The 15,235-nt window shown below is 39.9% G+C and carries 14 protein-coding genes; 5 read left to right on the top strand and 9 right to left on the bottom strand.

Annotated features, from left to right (window positions below):
- Positions 1–5: 5 nt before the first annotated feature.
- A complete protein-coding gene (locus tag FL972_RS07025; RefSeq protein ID WP_144604340.1) occupies positions 6–965 on the bottom strand; it encodes a YheT family hydrolase in 960 nt (319 codons plus the stop codon).
- A 121-nt stretch (positions 966–1,086) separates the two neighbouring features.
- Between FL972_RS07025 and FL972_RS07020 the strand changes: the two genes are divergently transcribed.
- From FL972_RS07020 to FL972_RS07005, 4 genes are all read left to right on the top strand, one after another.
- Positions 1,087–2,745, top strand: coding sequence for a pyruvate dehydrogenase complex dihydrolipoamide acetyltransferase (locus tag FL972_RS07020; RefSeq protein WP_144604339.1), 1,659 nt, complete (start codon positions 1,087–1,089; stop codon positions 2,743–2,745).
- A 142-nt stretch (positions 2,746–2,887) separates the two neighbouring features.
- Positions 2,888–3,430, top strand: coding sequence for an ATP-dependent protease subunit HslV (hslV, locus tag FL972_RS07015; RefSeq protein WP_091655287.1), 543 nt, complete (start codon positions 2,888–2,890; stop codon positions 3,428–3,430).
- A gap of 110 nt (positions 3,431–3,540) precedes the next feature.
- Positions 3,541–4,206 (top strand): TetR/AcrR family transcriptional regulator, encoded by a 666-nt coding sequence (locus FL972_RS07010; protein ID WP_144604338.1) that lies wholly within the window; start codon positions 3,541–3,543, stop codon positions 4,204–4,206.
- Between the two features lie 3 nt (positions 4,207–4,209).
- Positions 4,210–5,529 (top strand): ABC1 kinase family protein, encoded by a 1,320-nt coding sequence (locus FL972_RS07005; RefSeq protein WP_144604337.1) that lies wholly within the window; start codon positions 4,210–4,212, stop codon positions 5,527–5,529.
- Between the two features lie 19 nt (positions 5,530–5,548).
- Here the strand turns inward: FL972_RS07005 and FL972_RS07000 are convergent, their stop codons facing one another.
- Entirely contained in the window at positions 5,549–6,115 is a 567-nt protein-coding gene (locus FL972_RS07000; RefSeq protein WP_144604336.1) for a GNAT family N-acetyltransferase, read from the bottom strand.
- Complete coding sequence (locus FL972_RS06995) at positions 6,115–7,236, bottom strand: pyridoxal phosphate-dependent aminotransferase (protein WP_144604335.1); 1,122 nt, start codon at positions 7,234–7,236, stop codon at positions 6,115–6,117. The genes FL972_RS07000 and FL972_RS06995 overlap by 1 nt, the downstream gene beginning before the upstream one ends.
- 200 nt (positions 7,237–7,436) lie before the next feature.
- On the opposite strand from FL972_RS06995, the gene FL972_RS06990 reads away from it, so the two are divergent.
- Positions 7,437–8,228 (top strand): hypothetical protein, encoded by a 792-nt coding sequence (locus FL972_RS06990; protein WP_144604334.1) that lies wholly within the window; start codon positions 7,437–7,439, stop codon positions 8,226–8,228.
- Positions 8,229–8,247: 19 nt separating this feature from the next.
- Here FL972_RS06990 and FL972_RS06985 read toward each other — a convergent pair whose 3' ends face one another.
- Genes FL972_RS06985 through FL972_RS06960 form a run of 6 tightly spaced genes read right to left on the bottom strand, consistent with a single transcriptional unit; the run spans position 8,248 to position 15,233 of the window.
- Positions 8,248–9,447: an MFS transporter gene (locus tag FL972_RS06985; RefSeq protein ID WP_144604333.1), complete on the bottom strand. Its 1,200-nt coding sequence runs from the start codon at positions 9,445–9,447 to the stop codon at positions 8,248–8,250.
- Complete coding sequence (gene mgrA, locus FL972_RS06980) at positions 9,444–10,466, bottom strand: L-glyceraldehyde 3-phosphate reductase (protein ID WP_144604332.1); 1,023 nt, start codon at positions 10,464–10,466, stop codon at positions 9,444–9,446. The genes FL972_RS06985 and mgrA overlap by 4 nt, the downstream gene beginning before the upstream one ends.
- A 17-nt stretch (positions 10,467–10,483) precedes the next feature.
- Positions 10,484–11,818 (bottom strand): YfcC family protein, encoded by a 1,335-nt coding sequence (locus FL972_RS06975; RefSeq protein ID WP_144604331.1) that lies wholly within the window; start codon positions 11,816–11,818, stop codon positions 10,484–10,486.
- The gene (locus tag FL972_RS06970) at positions 11,815–12,927 is read right to left on the bottom strand and encodes a serine hydrolase domain-containing protein (protein WP_144604330.1); all 1,113 of its coding nucleotides are present in this window, start codon (positions 12,925–12,927) and stop codon (positions 11,815–11,817) included. The genes FL972_RS06975 and FL972_RS06970 overlap by 4 nt, the downstream gene beginning before the upstream one ends.
- Positions 12,928–12,936: 9 nt before the next feature.
- A complete protein-coding gene (locus FL972_RS06965) occupies positions 12,937–14,283 on the bottom strand; it encodes a flavin-containing monooxygenase (RefSeq protein ID WP_144604329.1) in 1,347 nt (448 codons plus the stop codon).
- On the bottom strand, positions 14,280–15,233 hold the full coding sequence (locus FL972_RS06960; protein WP_144604328.1) for a DUF5996 family protein: 954 nt from the start codon (positions 15,231–15,233) through the stop codon (positions 14,280–14,282). Before FL972_RS06960 ends, FL972_RS06965 begins: the two co-directional genes overlap by 4 nt.
- Positions 15,234–15,235 lie beyond the last annotated feature (2 nt).

The raw sequence follows: 15,235 nt of genomic DNA, 5'->3' as shown, positions 1-15,235 counted from the left end.
GGAAGTTAGATATCCATCCCTATAAATTCAAATGCTCTTTGCTCAGAATAGTAAGGAATTGAATTATTTCCTGAAGAAAACCCCACATGACCCCCATGTTTTGGGAATTCGAAATAAACTTTTGGAAGACTTTTTCCCAATTTTTCAGGAAAACAACGCTCGCTTAGGAAGGGATCATTTTTAGCATTCAAAACCAAAGTAGGAACATCAATCTGGTCCAAAAAATGGATCGATGAATTGACCTCATAATATTCCTCTGCATCGCTGAAGCCATGTAAAGGTCCCGTGAAATAATCATCAAAATCGCTGAGAGTTTTGATGTTTTTTAAAAAATGAATCGGAATTTCCTCAGGATGTGTTTCTGCCTTTTTCATAACCTTTTCTCTCAGCGTTTTGAGAAATCTTTTGGAGTAAAGGATGTTTTCGCCTTCAGATATCTTTTTGCTGCTTGATGAAAGGTGAAGCGGAACTGAAACAGCCACTCCATTCTTGATTTTTGGATTATTGCTTTTCTGTTCTCCTAGATACTTTAAAGTAAGGTTTCCTCCCAAGCTGAAACCAATTAGACTGATTTGATCATATTGCGGCATGGAGTGCTTCACTACCTCATCCAAATCATAAGTTGCTCCGGAATGATAAAATATTGCCTGTTTATTCAGCTCTTCTCCGCAACCCCTATAATTCCAAGTGAGCACATCAAAGCCATTTTTGAAAAATATTTTGGCCATACCCAACATATAGGGACGGGAACTGTTTCCTTCCAAACCATGACTGATGATGACTAAATGGGAGGAATTTTGTTTGTACCAATCCAAATCCAGAAAATCTCCATCGGCTGTTTTAATTCTTTCCCTTAGTCCGTTTAAGAGCTCTATTTTGCGAAAAAGGGCGGGGTAAATAGTTTCTAAGTGGCCATTAAACAGCCACTTAGGTCTTTTGTAGTTGCTATGGGTAATCAGAGGCATACAATTTAATGTATTATCTATGGCTTCAATCAGAGGGGAAAATACTAGTTTTAAATTTGAATAAAGACATTATAAAAACTATTTTTGGACACTTTAAAAACGAACTAGCGCGCAATAACCTATGGCCGAAGTAATAAGAATGCCAAAAATGAGCGACACCATGGAAGAAGGTGTGATCGCTGCATGGTTGAAAAAAGTCGGAGATTCTGTAAAACCAGGAGATATTCTGGCGGAAGTAGAAACTGACAAAGCAACTATGGAGCTTGAATCCTATGAAGAAGGTGTGCTCTTACATATCGGAGTAAAAGAGAAAGATTCAGTTCCTGTAAACGGCATCATCGCTGTGATCGGGGAGAAGGGGGAAGACTTCGAACACTTGTTGAAGGATAACGGAGGCTCTGATGAAAAGAAAGAAGAAGCTCCTAAAGCTGAAGAGAAAAAGACTGAAGAGAAAAAATCTGAAGACAAGCCTAAAAAGTCTTCGGAGAAAATAGATACATCCAACATAGATGCTACGGTGATTACCATGCCGAAAATGTCTGATACTATGCAGGAAGGTACTATCGCTGCATGGCTGAAGAAAGTTGGAGACAGTGTGAAATCTGGCGAAATCATCGCTGAGGTGGAGACGGACAAGGCTACCATGGAATTGGAGTCTTACGAAGACGGCACACTTTTATATGTAGGAGTAGAAGAAGGTGACAGTGTACCAGTTGACGGCGTAATTGCTGTAATTGGTGCAAAAGATGCTGATTATGAAACTCTGCTGAAAGCTCAGGAGCAATCAGATGAGCCTGAGGAGGAAAAGCAGGAGGATAAAGAAGAAAAGAAAGCTGCTGAACCTAAAAAATCAGAAGAATCCAAGTCATCTAGCAGTAGCTCTGTGGCAAGTCCATCTCCAGTAACTTCTGATGGAGATCGTGTTAAAGCATCTCCATTGGCAAAGAAAATCGCCGAAGAAAAGGGAATTGACATCCGTCAGGTAGCTGGTTCCGGTGATGGAGGAAGAATCATCAAAAGAGATGTAGAAAATTTTGTTCCTACTGCAGCTCCGGCAGCTTCTGCTTCTGCATCTGCTGTAATGCCTTCGGTTGGTCAGGAGAGCTTCACAGAGGAGAAAGTTTCTCAAATGAGAAAAGTGATTGCAAAGAGACTTGCAGAAAGCAAATACTCTGCACCACATTTCTATTTGACTATGGAAATCAATATGGACAAAGCCATCGAAGCTCGTAAGAGTATGAATGAGGTTTCTCCAGTGAAAATTTCCTTCAATGACATGGTGATCAAAGCAAGTGCAGCAGCCTTGCGTCAACATCCTAAAGTGAACTCAAGCTGGTTGGGTGATAAAATCCGATACAATGACCACATCCATATTGGAATGGCGGTAGCAGTTGAGGAAGGACTTTTGGTTCCTGTTATTCGTTTTGCAGACAGCAAGTCATTATCTCAGATTTCCAACGAGGCAAAAACTTTGGGTGGAAAAGCCAAAAACAAAGAATTACAGCCTAAAGATTGGGAGGGTAACACATTCACAATTTCCAACTTAGGGATGTTTGGCATTGATGAGTTCACTGCTATCATTAACCCGCCTGATGCATGTATCCTAGCTGTAGGAGGTATCAAAGAGACGGTAATTGTGAAAGACGGTCAAATGAAAATCGGAAATATCATGAAAGTGACTCTTTCTTGTGACCACAGAGTAGTTGACGGTGCAGTTGGGTCAGCCTTCTTATTGACTCTAAAAGGCCTTTTGGAAGATCCGGTCAGAATATTGATATAAATTATCTGTCAAAAAGTCCTGTTTTCAGGACTTTTTGCTTTTAGTATGGTTATTGGAGAAAGGCATTCGAGATGACGCTGAGAGATTTAAGAAAACTCGAAGTCAGCAGAGTCATCTTTATAAGCAAGAAAACTTTTAATTCATGGAAAGAATCAAATCAACCACCGTTGTAGCTATCAGGCACAATGGGGAAACAGTAATAGGTGCAGATGGACAGGCCACTTTGGGAAATACGGTAGCCAAAAGTAGTGTAAAGAAAATCAGAGTACTGCAAGGAGGGAAAATTGTAACAGGTTTTGCTGGATCCACAGCTGATGCCTTTACCTTATTGGAGAAGTTTGAAGAGAAGCTTGGTGCTTTTGGCAATAATATGAAAAGAGCCGCCGTTGAGTTAGCCAAAGAATGGAGAACAGACAGAATGCTTAGCAAATTGGAAGCGATGATGATTGTTGCTGATAAGGAGGATATCTTGATTATCTCTGGAACAGGAGATGTGATTGAGCCCGATATGGAAATAGCTACTATTGGTTCGGGATCCATGTTTGCGCAGTCAGCTGCAAGAGCAATGAAGAAATTTGCTACCCATCTGTCAGCTGAGGAAATGGTGAGAGAAAGTCTCCATATAGCTGCAGATGTATGTATTTATACGAATCATAATCTGGTGGTAGAAAAAGTGGGGGACTGATAATTTTCTCCTAAGAATTTTGACCGGGACTTGTTCCCGGTTTTTTTATGCCAATATCTTAAACCCAAAGTCACTTTTGCGTGTTTACCCTTTGTACTTACACCTGAAAAATGGAAACAGCAACAGTGAAAAAGACCAACAAGAAGGATTATAGAAAGCTAATTCTAGAAGGTTTTGTAAATCATGTATTAGAAAATGGAACTGCTCCTAATTCGATCTTTAAGTTTGCAAAAGAACTGAAGATGAAAGAGGCAGATTTCTACACTTATTTCACCTCCTTTGATGCAATCAAATCAGCAATCTGGGTTCAGATATTTGAGGATACCATCAGCCAGTTAGAGGCTCAAGAGGTGTATAGAGAATATTCAGCCAGAGAAAAATTTCTCGGTTTTCTCTTCACCTGGATTGAGGAGCTTAAGAAAAATAGATCCTATTTATTGAGTCTGTATGAGCACAGAAGCAAAGCTATGAATCCAATTCCTTCAGAATTGAAGGAGTTTAAAGAAAAATTTAAGGATTTTGCCAGCGATATAATCATGGAGGGAAAGGAAACACAGGAGATCGCCAACCGCCCTGTGATTTCAGATCGCTATGATGAGGCCTTGTGGATTCAGGTATTGTTCGTTTTGAAATATTGGTTGGATGATAATTCTCCAAGATTCGAAAAAACAGATGCCGCTATTGAGAAGTCTGTCAATTTGGCTTTTGACCTGATGGGAAAAAGTGCCCTAGATAGCTTCTTAGACTTTGCCAAATTTTTATACCAAAACAAATAAACCATGGCTGAAAATGTGAAAGAGCAGGAAGCGATACCAGTTTCCAAAGTGCAGAGAGCGGCTAAATTCATTTCTACCGGTGCGAAGGTAGGAGGGAATTATGTGAAGCATTATGCCAAAAAAATGGTTAATCCGGCTTTGGACAAGGAATCCTTACACCAGAGCAATGCGAAAGATATATATAATTCATTAAGTCAATTGAAAGGTTCTGCCTTGAAAGTGGCTCAAATGATGAGTATGGATAAAAACCTTTTGCCAAGGGCGTATCAGGATAAGTTTACCATGGCTCAATATTCTGCGCCACCATTATCCTATCCTTTAGTCGTTAAGACATTTCAACAGCATCTGGGAAAAACCCCTGATCAATTGTTTGACACCTTTACCAGATCCGCAGTGAATGCTGCTTCCATCGGTCAGGTGCATCAAGCTACCAAAGGAGATAAATTACTCGCTGTGAAAATCCAGTATCCAGGGGTAGCTGATTCAGTCGGGTCTGATTTGAAGCTCGTTCGTCCCTTTGCTTTGAGGTTACTTAACATGAATGAGAAGGAACTGGATCATTACATGGCTGAAGTAGAAGAGAGGCTGTTGGAAGAGACGGATTACGTTTTGGAAGTAGAGCGATCCAGAGAAATTTCAAAAGCCTGTGAGCATATTCCAAACTTGAATTTCCCCACCTATTATGATGAATTGAGTGCTGATCGCATCATCACCATGGATTGGATTCAGGGAAAGCATATCAAAGAATGGCTAGAGGCCAATCCTAGTCAGGAGGCTAAAAATCAAATCGGTCAGGCATTGTGGGATTTTTACCATCATCAAGTTCACAACTTGATGCAGGTACACGCAGATCCACATCCGGGTAATTTCATCGTACAGGAAAATGATGTATTGGGGATTATAGATTTCGGATGTGTAAAAGTGATCCCGGAAGAGTTTTACCATGGATACTTCTCTTTGATCAAAAAGGATTTATTGATCAAAGAAGAAGAGCTGAATCAAATTTTCTATGACTTGGAATTTATTTCCGACAAAGATACTGAGCAAGAAAAAGTCTACTTCAAAGGAGTATTCAAAGAAATGATTTCCTTACTGGGGAAGCCATTTCATGTTGAAAAGTTTGACTTTGCTGACGATGGCTTCTTTGAGCAAATTTTTATGTTGGGAGATAAAATCTCGAATGATAAGATGTTTAAAAAGTCTAGGCAGGCGAGGGGTTCCAGACATGGTTTGTACATCAATCGAACCTACTTCGGATTGTATAATTTGCTAAATCAGTTGCAGGCGGAGGTTGTTACGACCAAACCTGATTGGTTGAAATAATAAATGAAAGGCGCTAATTTCAGCGCCTTTTTTCATACCAAGCCTTTTTCGTGGATTCCCATTCATCTGCGAGTAAACTATAATAAATCGTATCCCTTTTTCTTCCGGAGCAAAGGAGCGTATGACTTCTCAATATACCTTCCTCATGGATCCCCATAGCAAGCATGGCCTTTCTTGCGGGAGTATTCAACACATCGGTTTTCAATTCTACTCTTAGCATTTTTTGGACTTCAAAAGCATACTCGAACATCAGGAATTTGATCTGCCTATTATAACCTTTTCCATGATAGTCCTTTCCCAGCCAGGTCCACCCAATTTCAATTCTTTTATCCCTAGGGGAGAAATTTCCAAAGGCGCTGGATCCAATAGGTAGTGTACTTTCTTTATCGATTATTGTGAACTGCAGTCTTTCGCCAGAAAATGTGGGAGCAGCCCAATCCTCAAAATCTTCCTGGCTACTTAAATCATGAGTAAAATAATCCCAAAGTGATTTTTCTCTGCTTAAATCCAATAGTAAAGGAAAATCCTGCCGAGTCATGGGTCTCAGCAGGATTTGTTCATTTTCTAGAATTACATTTTCAAGCATTAGCCTAATACTTCTTTCAGGGTTTGATTAAAGATGGCTACTTCCTCCGGAGTTCCCGTGGAAATTCTGCACCAATCGTTCAAAGGCGGGAAGGGTCTTCCAATGATGATTCCTCTGTCCGCAAAGGTTTTATTTAATTCCCCAATATCTCTTCCAGATTGGAAGAATACAAAATTGGCATGTGAATCCAGGTAAGGTAGTTTCAACTCATCCAAAGTCTTGGTAATGGAGGCTTTTACTTCTTTATTACTACGAATTGAAAAGTCATAAAATTCTTTATCCAAAAGTGCCGCTTTTCCAGCCTCAATAGCCATAATATTGGTATTGGCCACCACCCGATCTCTCAATTTTTCGGCAATTGCAGGCCTTGCTACCATGTATCCTAGACGGATACCTGCCAGTCCATAGGCTTTGGAGAAAGTTCTGGATACAATGACATCTTTTCCTTCTTTGACTAATTCCACCATAGATGGATAATTAGGTTCTGTGATGTAATCATAATAGGCCTCATCACTAAAGACCACTGTTTTCTTGCTGACTGTATTACAAAAATCCTTTACACGATCTGCAGGTAATAGTTTTCCAGTTGGGTTATTAGGGTTACAAAGGAAAACCAGTCTGGTTTGATAAGAAACCCGCTTCTCAATTTCATCCAGATCAAAGTCCAAATCCTTGGTCAAAGGAACCCAGTTGATATCCGTTCCCCACAATTCGGCATAGCTCATCATGGATAAAAATGTAGGGGCGCATGAAATGATCTCACCACCTTGCCCGAATGTGATTCCTGCCACTTTGAGGCCTTCTGTGGATCCTGCTACCATGACAATATGATCCTCAGTAACGCCTTCTTTATCAGCGATCATCTTCACCAAATCCCCATTATAGGCCCAAGGATACCTACAGCCAAGGTCAAAATTATCCATCATGGCCTTTCTCATTTTCTCAGAGGGTCCGTATGGATTTTCGTTTGAACCTAATCGAATTGGACCTTCTAATGGTCTGGGATTAAACTTTTTTACTTCCTCAGCACTAAGCTGTGTGCTTATACCCGTTCCAAATAAGGCCAAGCTTCCGCCCATTCCGGCTTTTTTTAACCAAGATCTTCTTGAAATTCCTGTCATCTTCGCATCATTTTTTTAGTAAAATACCAACTTTTGTTGATCTCTTTTATGAAAATTACATTTTCGGTGTCTCTTTGTTAAAAATAAGTTTTATCCTGAAAATATTCAATAAATAAAATTTCATTTTAATAAGTTGCATATAAACAGAATTATTTTTTAAATTATAAGACAAGCACATCAATCCCTAAACTATGTATAATATGAAAAAGCTGTTATTTTTCTTGGTTTGTGGGTTGCTTTGGTTCTCAAGTCTTAGGGCCCAGCAAACTCAGTATATGGTATTCGAATTTATCAAGGTTGAAAATGATCAAATCTTTGATTACATCGAGTTTAAAGATTTCATGGAAAAAGTTTACCGGCAGGCTCTCAATGATGATCAAATAAATGGATGGGACTTCTGGGCATTGCAGTCAGGAGCGGACCATAGTGATTTCCAATACATCATGATTACGTACTTTGATGATCCGGTGAAAATGATGAATGGTCTGGAGGATAAAAAAATGATAGAGTATACAAAAATCGCCTATCCTCATCTCAGTGAACCTCAAGTGCTAAAGTTATTTGAAAATGCACTTTCGATGAGAGATATGCCCATGAGGCTTTATATGAGAGAAATTGTTAGTACGGAAGACAACTTCCAAATGAAACCTGGTGTACTTGCCTCTTTTGACTTGATGAAGGCTGTGGAGGGTAAGTTCAATCAGTACGAGCAAGCTGAAATGGAAGTGTTTAAACCCATACACCAGAATAAAATTGAAAAGGGTTTGATGGGACACTGGAGCTTCCTCCGAACAGCATTGCCACAAGGGTCTCAAGCAAAGTCAACGCATTTGACCATGAATATGTATAAGGATTATATGCAGTTTTTCAATGCGCAAGCTTATGAGGATTTAGAGCAAACCGCTGAGCAAAGAAAAGCTGTCAATGAAGGTTTGAACTCAAGAGATCAAAAGTGGGTTTACCTAGCAACATTAGAAAATGTAGTTCGCTAATCAATAGTCCGGTTTGTAACTATGCAGGGAGGCTTCGAGACAAAGCCTCCTTTTTCTTTTTAAACAATTTGAACAATAGAAGACCGAAAAGTGGTCCTATGCTCAGTAAACTGATCATTTGTTCAATCGAAAGCCATTTCAGCAGTAGTTGCCCCACTTGAATAGAAACAATTGTCAATGCAAAGCCCAGACAATTCACCAAAGTAAGGGCAGTTCCTTTGTACTGAGCGGGAGTAGCCTGAGCCACCAATGTGGAAAATTGAGGGGAATCAGCTGTAACTAGCATCCCCCAAATCAACAGAAAAATGATCCAAAAATAATGGGGTTCAGTCGGGATAATCAAAACCAATATACAGCAAATGCCAGAACCTAGTAATGCGGTTAATGCTACTTTTTCGCTTCCTATTCTGGATGAAATCAGTCCTCCCACAGCACAAGAAATGGCCCCTACCGCGATGACTGCAAATGAAAGATAAGCGTTTTGAGAAGATTGAATATCCTGAATACTGAACCAAGCAATCAATCCTGGGATAAATGCCCAGAAAGTGTATAGCTCCCACATGTGGCCGAAATATCCTGATGCAGCACTTTTTAAAGCAGGGATCTTAGAGAGGTTAGGGATTAGGCTCCATTCAAATTTCAGATTTTGTTTTCTGAATGGACCATCTGGAACAAAAATCCCAACTATCAATCCTCCTATTATGGCCAAAGCAGAAGTAGTCCAGAAGAGGATTTCCCAAGAAAGCTGAAGTTCTAACCCTCGAATCAAATGCGGGAAAGCTGTACCCAATACCAATGCTCCTACCAAAAATCCCAAGGCAGTACCCAAACCTTTTTCAAAGTAATCTGCCGCTATCTTCATCCCAACTGGGTAAATTCCTGCCAGAAAAAAGCCTACGAAAAATCTACAAATGAGAAGGACTCCCAACTGTAGAGGAATCAATACGATGAAAAGATTGAAAAAGGAGGCTAAAATAGCACTCACCATGAAAACCCATCGAGGAGAAAATCTGTCTGGGATAGAAAAAATAGCGAATAGGAGGGTACCTGATATGAATCCGAATTGAACCGCAATAGTAATGGGTGCAGTCAATTCTGGTTGACCGAGAATTTGACTGATTTCCGGTATTGCAGCATTGGCTGCAAACCAAAGAGAAGTGCCCAGAAATTGAGCAATAACGATCAATATCAGGGCACTTCTTGCTTTACCAGAACTCATTTTGAACCTAAGATTCCTTTGATTTTAGAAACTTCTGCTTCCGAAAATTGAGTGTTTTTCACTGCATTTACATTGTCATCTAATTGCTCAGGTTTTGAAACGCCCACCAAAACAGAGGTAATTCGGCTGTCCTTCAAAAGCCAAGCAATCGCCATTTGAGCCAAGGTTTGTCCTCTAGAGATCGCAACTTCATTAAGTTGACGGATTTGCTCCAACTTTTCTCCTCCAATTTGCTCTGGCTTAAGATATCTTCCGTCTTTTGCTGCCCTTGAATCTTCAGGGATTCCTTTCAAATATTTATCCGTCAACATTCCTTGTTCCAAAGGTGAAAACGCGATACTTCCTATACCATTTTCTCCCAAAACGTCTAATAAACCATCTTCAACCCATCTATCCATCATGCTATACCTAGGCTGATGGATAAGTAAAGGAGTACCGAGTTCCTTCAGAATTTTATAAGCTCTGGCTGTGTCCTCAGCACTATATTGGGAAATTCCTACATAGAGTGCTTTACCTTGTCTAACCAATAGATCCAAGGCACCCATAGTTTCTTCCAAAGGTGTTTCCGGATCTGGTCTATGGTGATAAAAAATATCTACATAATCTAGTCCCATACGTTTGAGACTTTGATCACAGCTAGCTACCAAATACTTTTTGGAGCCCATATTTCCATAAGGTCCGGGCCACATATCCCATCCTGCTTTGGAAGAAATGATGAGTTCGTCCCGATAGGGTAAAAAATCTTTTTTTAGGATTCTACCAAAATTTTCCTCAGCGGATCCATAAGGAGGACCGTAGTTGTTCGCTAAGTCGAAGTGTGAGATACCCAAGTCAAATGCTCTTCTCAATATTTTTCTTCCCAAAGTAAAATCAGCATTATGGCCGAAATTATGCCAGAGACCAAGGCTTATTTCTGGGAGAAGCAATCCGCTTTTTCCTGTTCTTCGGTATTTCATCTGAGCATAACGGTCAGTTGAAGGAAGATAGGGAGGTAAAGGATTGTGGTCGTTGATGTTCATAAATAGGTTTTTTTAGGTTATGCGAACCAAATTAAGGCGATAAAAATAGATATCAAACAAATTCCTATAACTGCTAGCCAAGACTTAATGATAAACTTGATCCAGTCATTGAATTTGATGCCTGCTGCTGCAATTACCGCCATCATTCCACCATTTGTAGGGGTAAGCAAATCCATCATGCTAACTGCGTATTGGCTGGTAAATACTGCAAGCTGCCTGGAAATTCCCAATAAATCCATTAGGGGGCTTGCCAAGGGAATGGTAAGGACAGTTTGGCCAGAAGTACTTGGAACTGGGATATGGATAAGAAGCTGACTGATAAATAAACCCATCACTGCCAATTGATCTGGAAGCCCTTCCAAAGGAGTAAACATGGAGTGTATTACCGTATCGATGATCATTCCTTTCTCTAGAATCAAATAGACACTTCTTGCCAAGCCCACAATCACACCTGCAAATATCATTTCTCCGAAACCAGCTGTATATACTCTTGCCGTTCCGTTTATGCCTAATTTTCCGATCAGTCCACAGGCAAATCCAATCACAAAAAAGAATGCAGACATTTCATTGTATCCCCAGTCCTTTTGGGTAATTCCCCAGCCCATAAATATGATTCCTCCTAATGAAAGAAAAAGAATCAATCCATTTCTCCATCCTATGGAAGAGGGCTTTAATTCTATTTTTTCAGTAATTGAATTTTTATTTTTTCCATTTCTGATCATTAAAAAAGTCCAAACTCCTATCCCAATCGCGAAAAACACCAATCGATAAACCAAGCCCTCAGAAACTTCGACTTCTGCTAATTTTTGAGCTAACAAAGAATTGAATGGATTAATAGGGGATAAGGCCGCTCCAACCAATGAAGAACCCAAAGTCAAACCTACTATGGATTTTACATCATAATTGAGCTTTTTGGACAATACTATCAGGAGAGGAACCATAGCAATTATTTCCTCCTGCATGGCAATGGTTGCCCCGGCTATTGAAAAACAGATGGAAAGTATGACCAATAATAAGTAAGTGTTTCCGCGGAAACTGTAGATCAATGCTTCAACCCCTTCTTGCAATGCTCCAGTCTTTTCAACAACATAAAAGGCCCCGCCTATAAGCAGGATAAGGACTAGAATATCGGCGCCCAAAATAATCCCCTCCGGGATAGCTTTGACCATTTCATCGTAGGAGACATTTTGCTTTTCTATAGCTTCGTAACTTCCCTGAATCACCACTTCCCGTCCAGTATATTCATCGATTTGCCTATCATAAGTTCCTGACGAAACCAAAAAGGTCGCTAGCCAAGACAATAGGACGAAAGCCAAAAGAATGATTAATGGATGTGGAAAAGAGATTTTCATGGGTTTTGTTGGATGAGGGAGTGGATTTCACTTGCCAGGTTAACTCTAAAATTGTCTCGGTCCCGAGTATTCGAAAGAATTATTAATCCAAATTTTTCTTCGGGATCAAAAAGTAAAAGAGCACTAAATCCAGCTTGGCCTCCAAAATGACCAATAAACTGCTGCTTATTAATTTCAATCTTTTGAAATCCCGCAGGAGCTTTTTCAGGGTCTGTTTGGAGCCAAAGAAGCTCTTCCTGCATATTTCCTAAATGAAGACGTATTAGCTGCAGTAAGGCATTGTTAAGATCTTCTACAGAGCTCTGGAGGCCGGAAGAAGGGGAGGGGTGTGATTGATATTCAATAGGAGATTCTTTTAGCCTTTTCCAAACAGATGTTTTTCTGTAGCCCCCATCAATTATCAAACTTTCATTAAAATAACTGGATTTCATTCCCAATTGCCAGAAAACAGATTCTTGAACCAATTGATCGAAACTCGCTCCTGAAGAGAAGGAAAGCAGGAATCCCAATAAATCAAAATTGATATCTGCATAATTATATTCTCTTTTTCGACCAAGTTTTGGTGAACCTTCTAAAAAATCCAAGACATAGTTATCAAGACTTTGATCTTTCTTTTGCTTGAAAAACTCGTTAAAAACTGTTTTGTCTTTTAATCCTGATTCATGCCGGAGTAATTCTTCAAAGGATATTTTTCCCAAATCTGATTCAGGACTAATTAAAGGGTGTTGCAGGATTGAAATAGGGTCAGCTACATTCAGGCCCAGGCTCTGGAAGTGCCTGGCGACAGCCAAACTGGTAAAGATCTTTGAGATAGATGCAACTGGAAGGATGGTGTTTGTCTTCAATGAATCTTTGGATTCCAGTTCATTAAAGCCAATGGCTTTTTGGTAAGTCACCTTCGAATTTCGAACAACCGAAACTGCGAGACCTGAGAGTTGATTTTGATTGAGTGTGGCTATTAAGATAGAGTCCAGCTTTTCCTTTTTTGAATGACTGGCTAAATGCGGGGCGAAGCTAACTTTTGGAAAACTATTCCACCATTCATATCCGTAGAAAAGGACTGCTCCTACGATTAAAACCCAAAGAATTAACTGGATAGTTTTTTTCATTCTATTGAATTATTCAACTTCATTATTCACAGTTTCCTTTTTATTCAAAATAGGCTTTTTCGATAGGTATTCTTTTGGCAACTGCTTTTTTAGATCTTTCACAAATTGGTGGTAGTCCACCGTAATGGTATGCCTTGGGGTTTCTATTTGATTGTAATGTGGGTTCTTTACCTCTTTTTGACAAAGCTCCCCTAAGTTGGAAGGCCTTTTCCACTTGCCAATTAATTCTTGAGCCATCAGCTTACTTTGTAATTCTGCTCCCGGCCAAATACAGCCCAAAGGCTGAAACATGCCAATGAAATAAAGATTTTGGAATTCGGGATGAAACATTTTTAAATAGAGGGGAACAGGTCCTTTACTATAGTCTACAAAGTCTTTTTCAAAAAAGGGATGACTCAACCAATACCCAGTGCAAGCAATGATCGTATCAAATTCTTCTTCTCTGCCATCTTCAAAAATGACTTTTTTTCCTTCGAATCGCTTGATATCCAGTCTAGGTTTGACCTTGCCATGTCGTATTTTATGCAGAAGCTCATCATTGATGGTAGGATGAGTAGCGCCGAAGGCTTCAGTGGGAGGTCTGAGTCCATAAGCTTCATTTTTCCCGATAATGATTCTCAGTAAAATAGAATTGAGGAACATCCTGATCTTAGGAGGGATCCATTTACTTTGCTCAGCTACTTTATCGGATGGCTTCCCGAAAATGAATTTGGGTACAATTCTGTATCCTCTTCTCCAGCTAATAGCTGTTTTCGAGGAAACTCTGCTGGTTTCTACCGCTACATCGCATGCTGAATTGCCTCCCCCAATGACCAAAACCCTTTGGTCTTTAAATGGAGTTGCCTTTTTGAATTGATGGGAATGGAGGAAGTCTCCCGAAAATTCTCCGGGATATTGAGGATATCTGGGCTTCCAATGGTGTCCATTGGCCACAACTAGATGGGTGAAAATCTCCACAGTCTCCTTGCCATCTTTTTCAGTAGTTATTTCCCATGTTTTTTGGTCTATCCATTGACATTTTTTGACTAAAGTACCAAAGCGGATGAATGGATATAAATTGAATTTGGTAGCATAAGCCTGAAAATATCTTCTCAATTCATCATGAGAAGGGTAATCGGCAGTTTCAGGATCAAATTCATCGAAAGTAAAGTCCTCGTATTGGGAAAGAGTTTTGGAGGAAATGATATGAGTTGTTTCAAAAACACTGGAATGAGATTCGTCCTCTGAGTAGATCCAGTTTCCGCCCACATCTTGGTTTCTATCAAAAGCAACCGCATCAATTCCTTGGTCCAGTAAGTTTTTTAAAGCGGTTATTCCAGAAGGACCTACACCGATTACAGCTACTTTTTGGTTCATAGGTTGATTGCTGAATTTTTCTTTTCCAGATGACTGAAATCACAATCTAACTCATTTCTGTTCCAGTTTCCAACTTCAGTTGCCCCTTGATAAGTGCTTTGTAGAAAACTCATTAAGGTTTCTCTGGGATTGGAAGAGCTTTGCACTGCCTTATAGGGTAGCATAAACTCACCCATGTCAGCGTGCCAAAATGCAGTGTCTGGCTGGACTGAGATTGCCCTAAAATGCTCATGATTAGGATAGCAATAAGCGTAAAAACAAGCTTCAGGAAAGTCAGCGTTTCCTGGCCAGAATCCAACACTGAAAACTTCGTGGGAATAGGCTTCCTGCATTACATCTAATGGCATATTGGGCATTTCTCCTTGAAATTCAGGAGCTGCAGATCCTGAAAATCTAGTATAGGCTAAATCAAAGGATCCCCAGAAAAAATGAATCGGACTGCTTTTTCCTCTGAATTTGGCTCTGAAAACGCTAAAAACATTTTGAACCTGAATTAAACTTTTCCAAAGCTTTTGTGCTTCATTCGGGAGATAGGACAGCCGCTTGTTGTTTTTTGCAAATGGAATGGCTTCAGGGATTTCATTGGGCTTTGAATGGATTTTAACCGAAATGCCCAGGAACTTCAATTTTTCTTGGAGTTGCTCATAAAAGCTGGCGACGGTTTGACCACCTAGCGAAAACCTATCTCGATTGCCATTGCTTGTTTTTATTTTTAACTCATGCCTGGTGAAGTCCAATCGTATTTCAAAAATTCCATTTTCGTAGGGGATTGGACCAGTAGTGAACCCCTGAGCATCGATATATAAGGCTACATGCCAAGAATGATTTTGCCATGGTGATTTTTTCAACCTTACTTTTCCCACCATCTGTGTCCAATGGTGAAGTAGGTATAATGTGTCTTTGTATAACTCAAAATCGAGCTGTGGCCAGGAGTTTTTGCGAGTTGACATAG

Source organism: Algoriphagus algorifonticola (assembly GCF_007655305.1).
Lineage (GTDB): Bacteria > Bacteroidota > Bacteroidia > Cytophagales > Cyclobacteriaceae > Algoriphagus > Algoriphagus algorifonticola.
This window is presented reverse-complemented; position numbering and strand designations above follow the sequence as displayed.

Coding starts and splice junctions, on each gene's coding strand:
- FL972_RS07005 (WP_144604337.1), top strand. CDS start 4,210: ATGGCTGAAAATGTGAAAGAGCAGGAAGCGATACCAGTTTCCAAAGTG.
- FL972_RS07025 (WP_144604340.1), bottom strand. CDS start 965: ATGCCTCTGATTACCCATAGCAACTACAAAAGACCTAAGTGGCTGTTT.
- FL972_RS07000 (WP_144604336.1), bottom strand. CDS start 6,115: ATGCTTGAAAATGTAATTCTAGAAAATGAACAAATCCTGCTGAGACCC.
- FL972_RS06965 (WP_144604329.1), bottom strand. CDS start 14,283: ATGAACCAAAAAGTAGCTGTAATCGGTGTAGGTCCTTCTGGAATAACC.
- FL972_RS06960 (WP_144604328.1), bottom strand. CDS start 15,233: ATGTCAACTCGCAAAAACTCCTGGCCACAGCTCGATTTTGAGTTATAC.
- FL972_RS06975 (WP_144604331.1), bottom strand. CDS start 11,818: ATGAAAATCTCTTTTCCACATCCATTAATCATTCTTTTGGCTTTCGTC.
- FL972_RS06985 (WP_144604333.1), bottom strand. CDS start 9,447: ATGAGTTCTGGTAAAGCAAGAAGTGCCCTGATATTGATCGTTATTGCT.
- FL972_RS06995 (WP_144604335.1), bottom strand. CDS start 7,236: ATGACAGGAATTTCAAGAAGATCTTGGTTAAAAAAAGCCGGAATGGGC.
- FL972_RS06970 (WP_144604330.1), bottom strand. CDS start 12,927: ATGAAAAAAACTATCCAGTTAATTCTTTGGGTTTTAATCGTAGGAGCA.
- FL972_RS06990 (WP_144604334.1), top strand. CDS start 7,437: ATGAAAAAGCTGTTATTTTTCTTGGTTTGTGGGTTGCTTTGGTTCTCA.
- hslV (WP_091655287.1), top strand. CDS start 2,888: ATGGAAAGAATCAAATCAACCACCGTTGTAGCTATCAGGCACAATGGG.
- FL972_RS07020 (WP_144604339.1), top strand. CDS start 1,087: ATGGCCGAAGTAATAAGAATGCCAAAAATGAGCGACACCATGGAAGAA.
- mgrA (WP_144604332.1), bottom strand. CDS start 10,466: ATGAACATCAACGACCACAATCCTTTACCTCCCTATCTTCCTTCAACT.
- FL972_RS07010 (WP_144604338.1), top strand. CDS start 3,541: ATGGAAACAGCAACAGTGAAAAAGACCAACAAGAAGGATTATAGAAAG.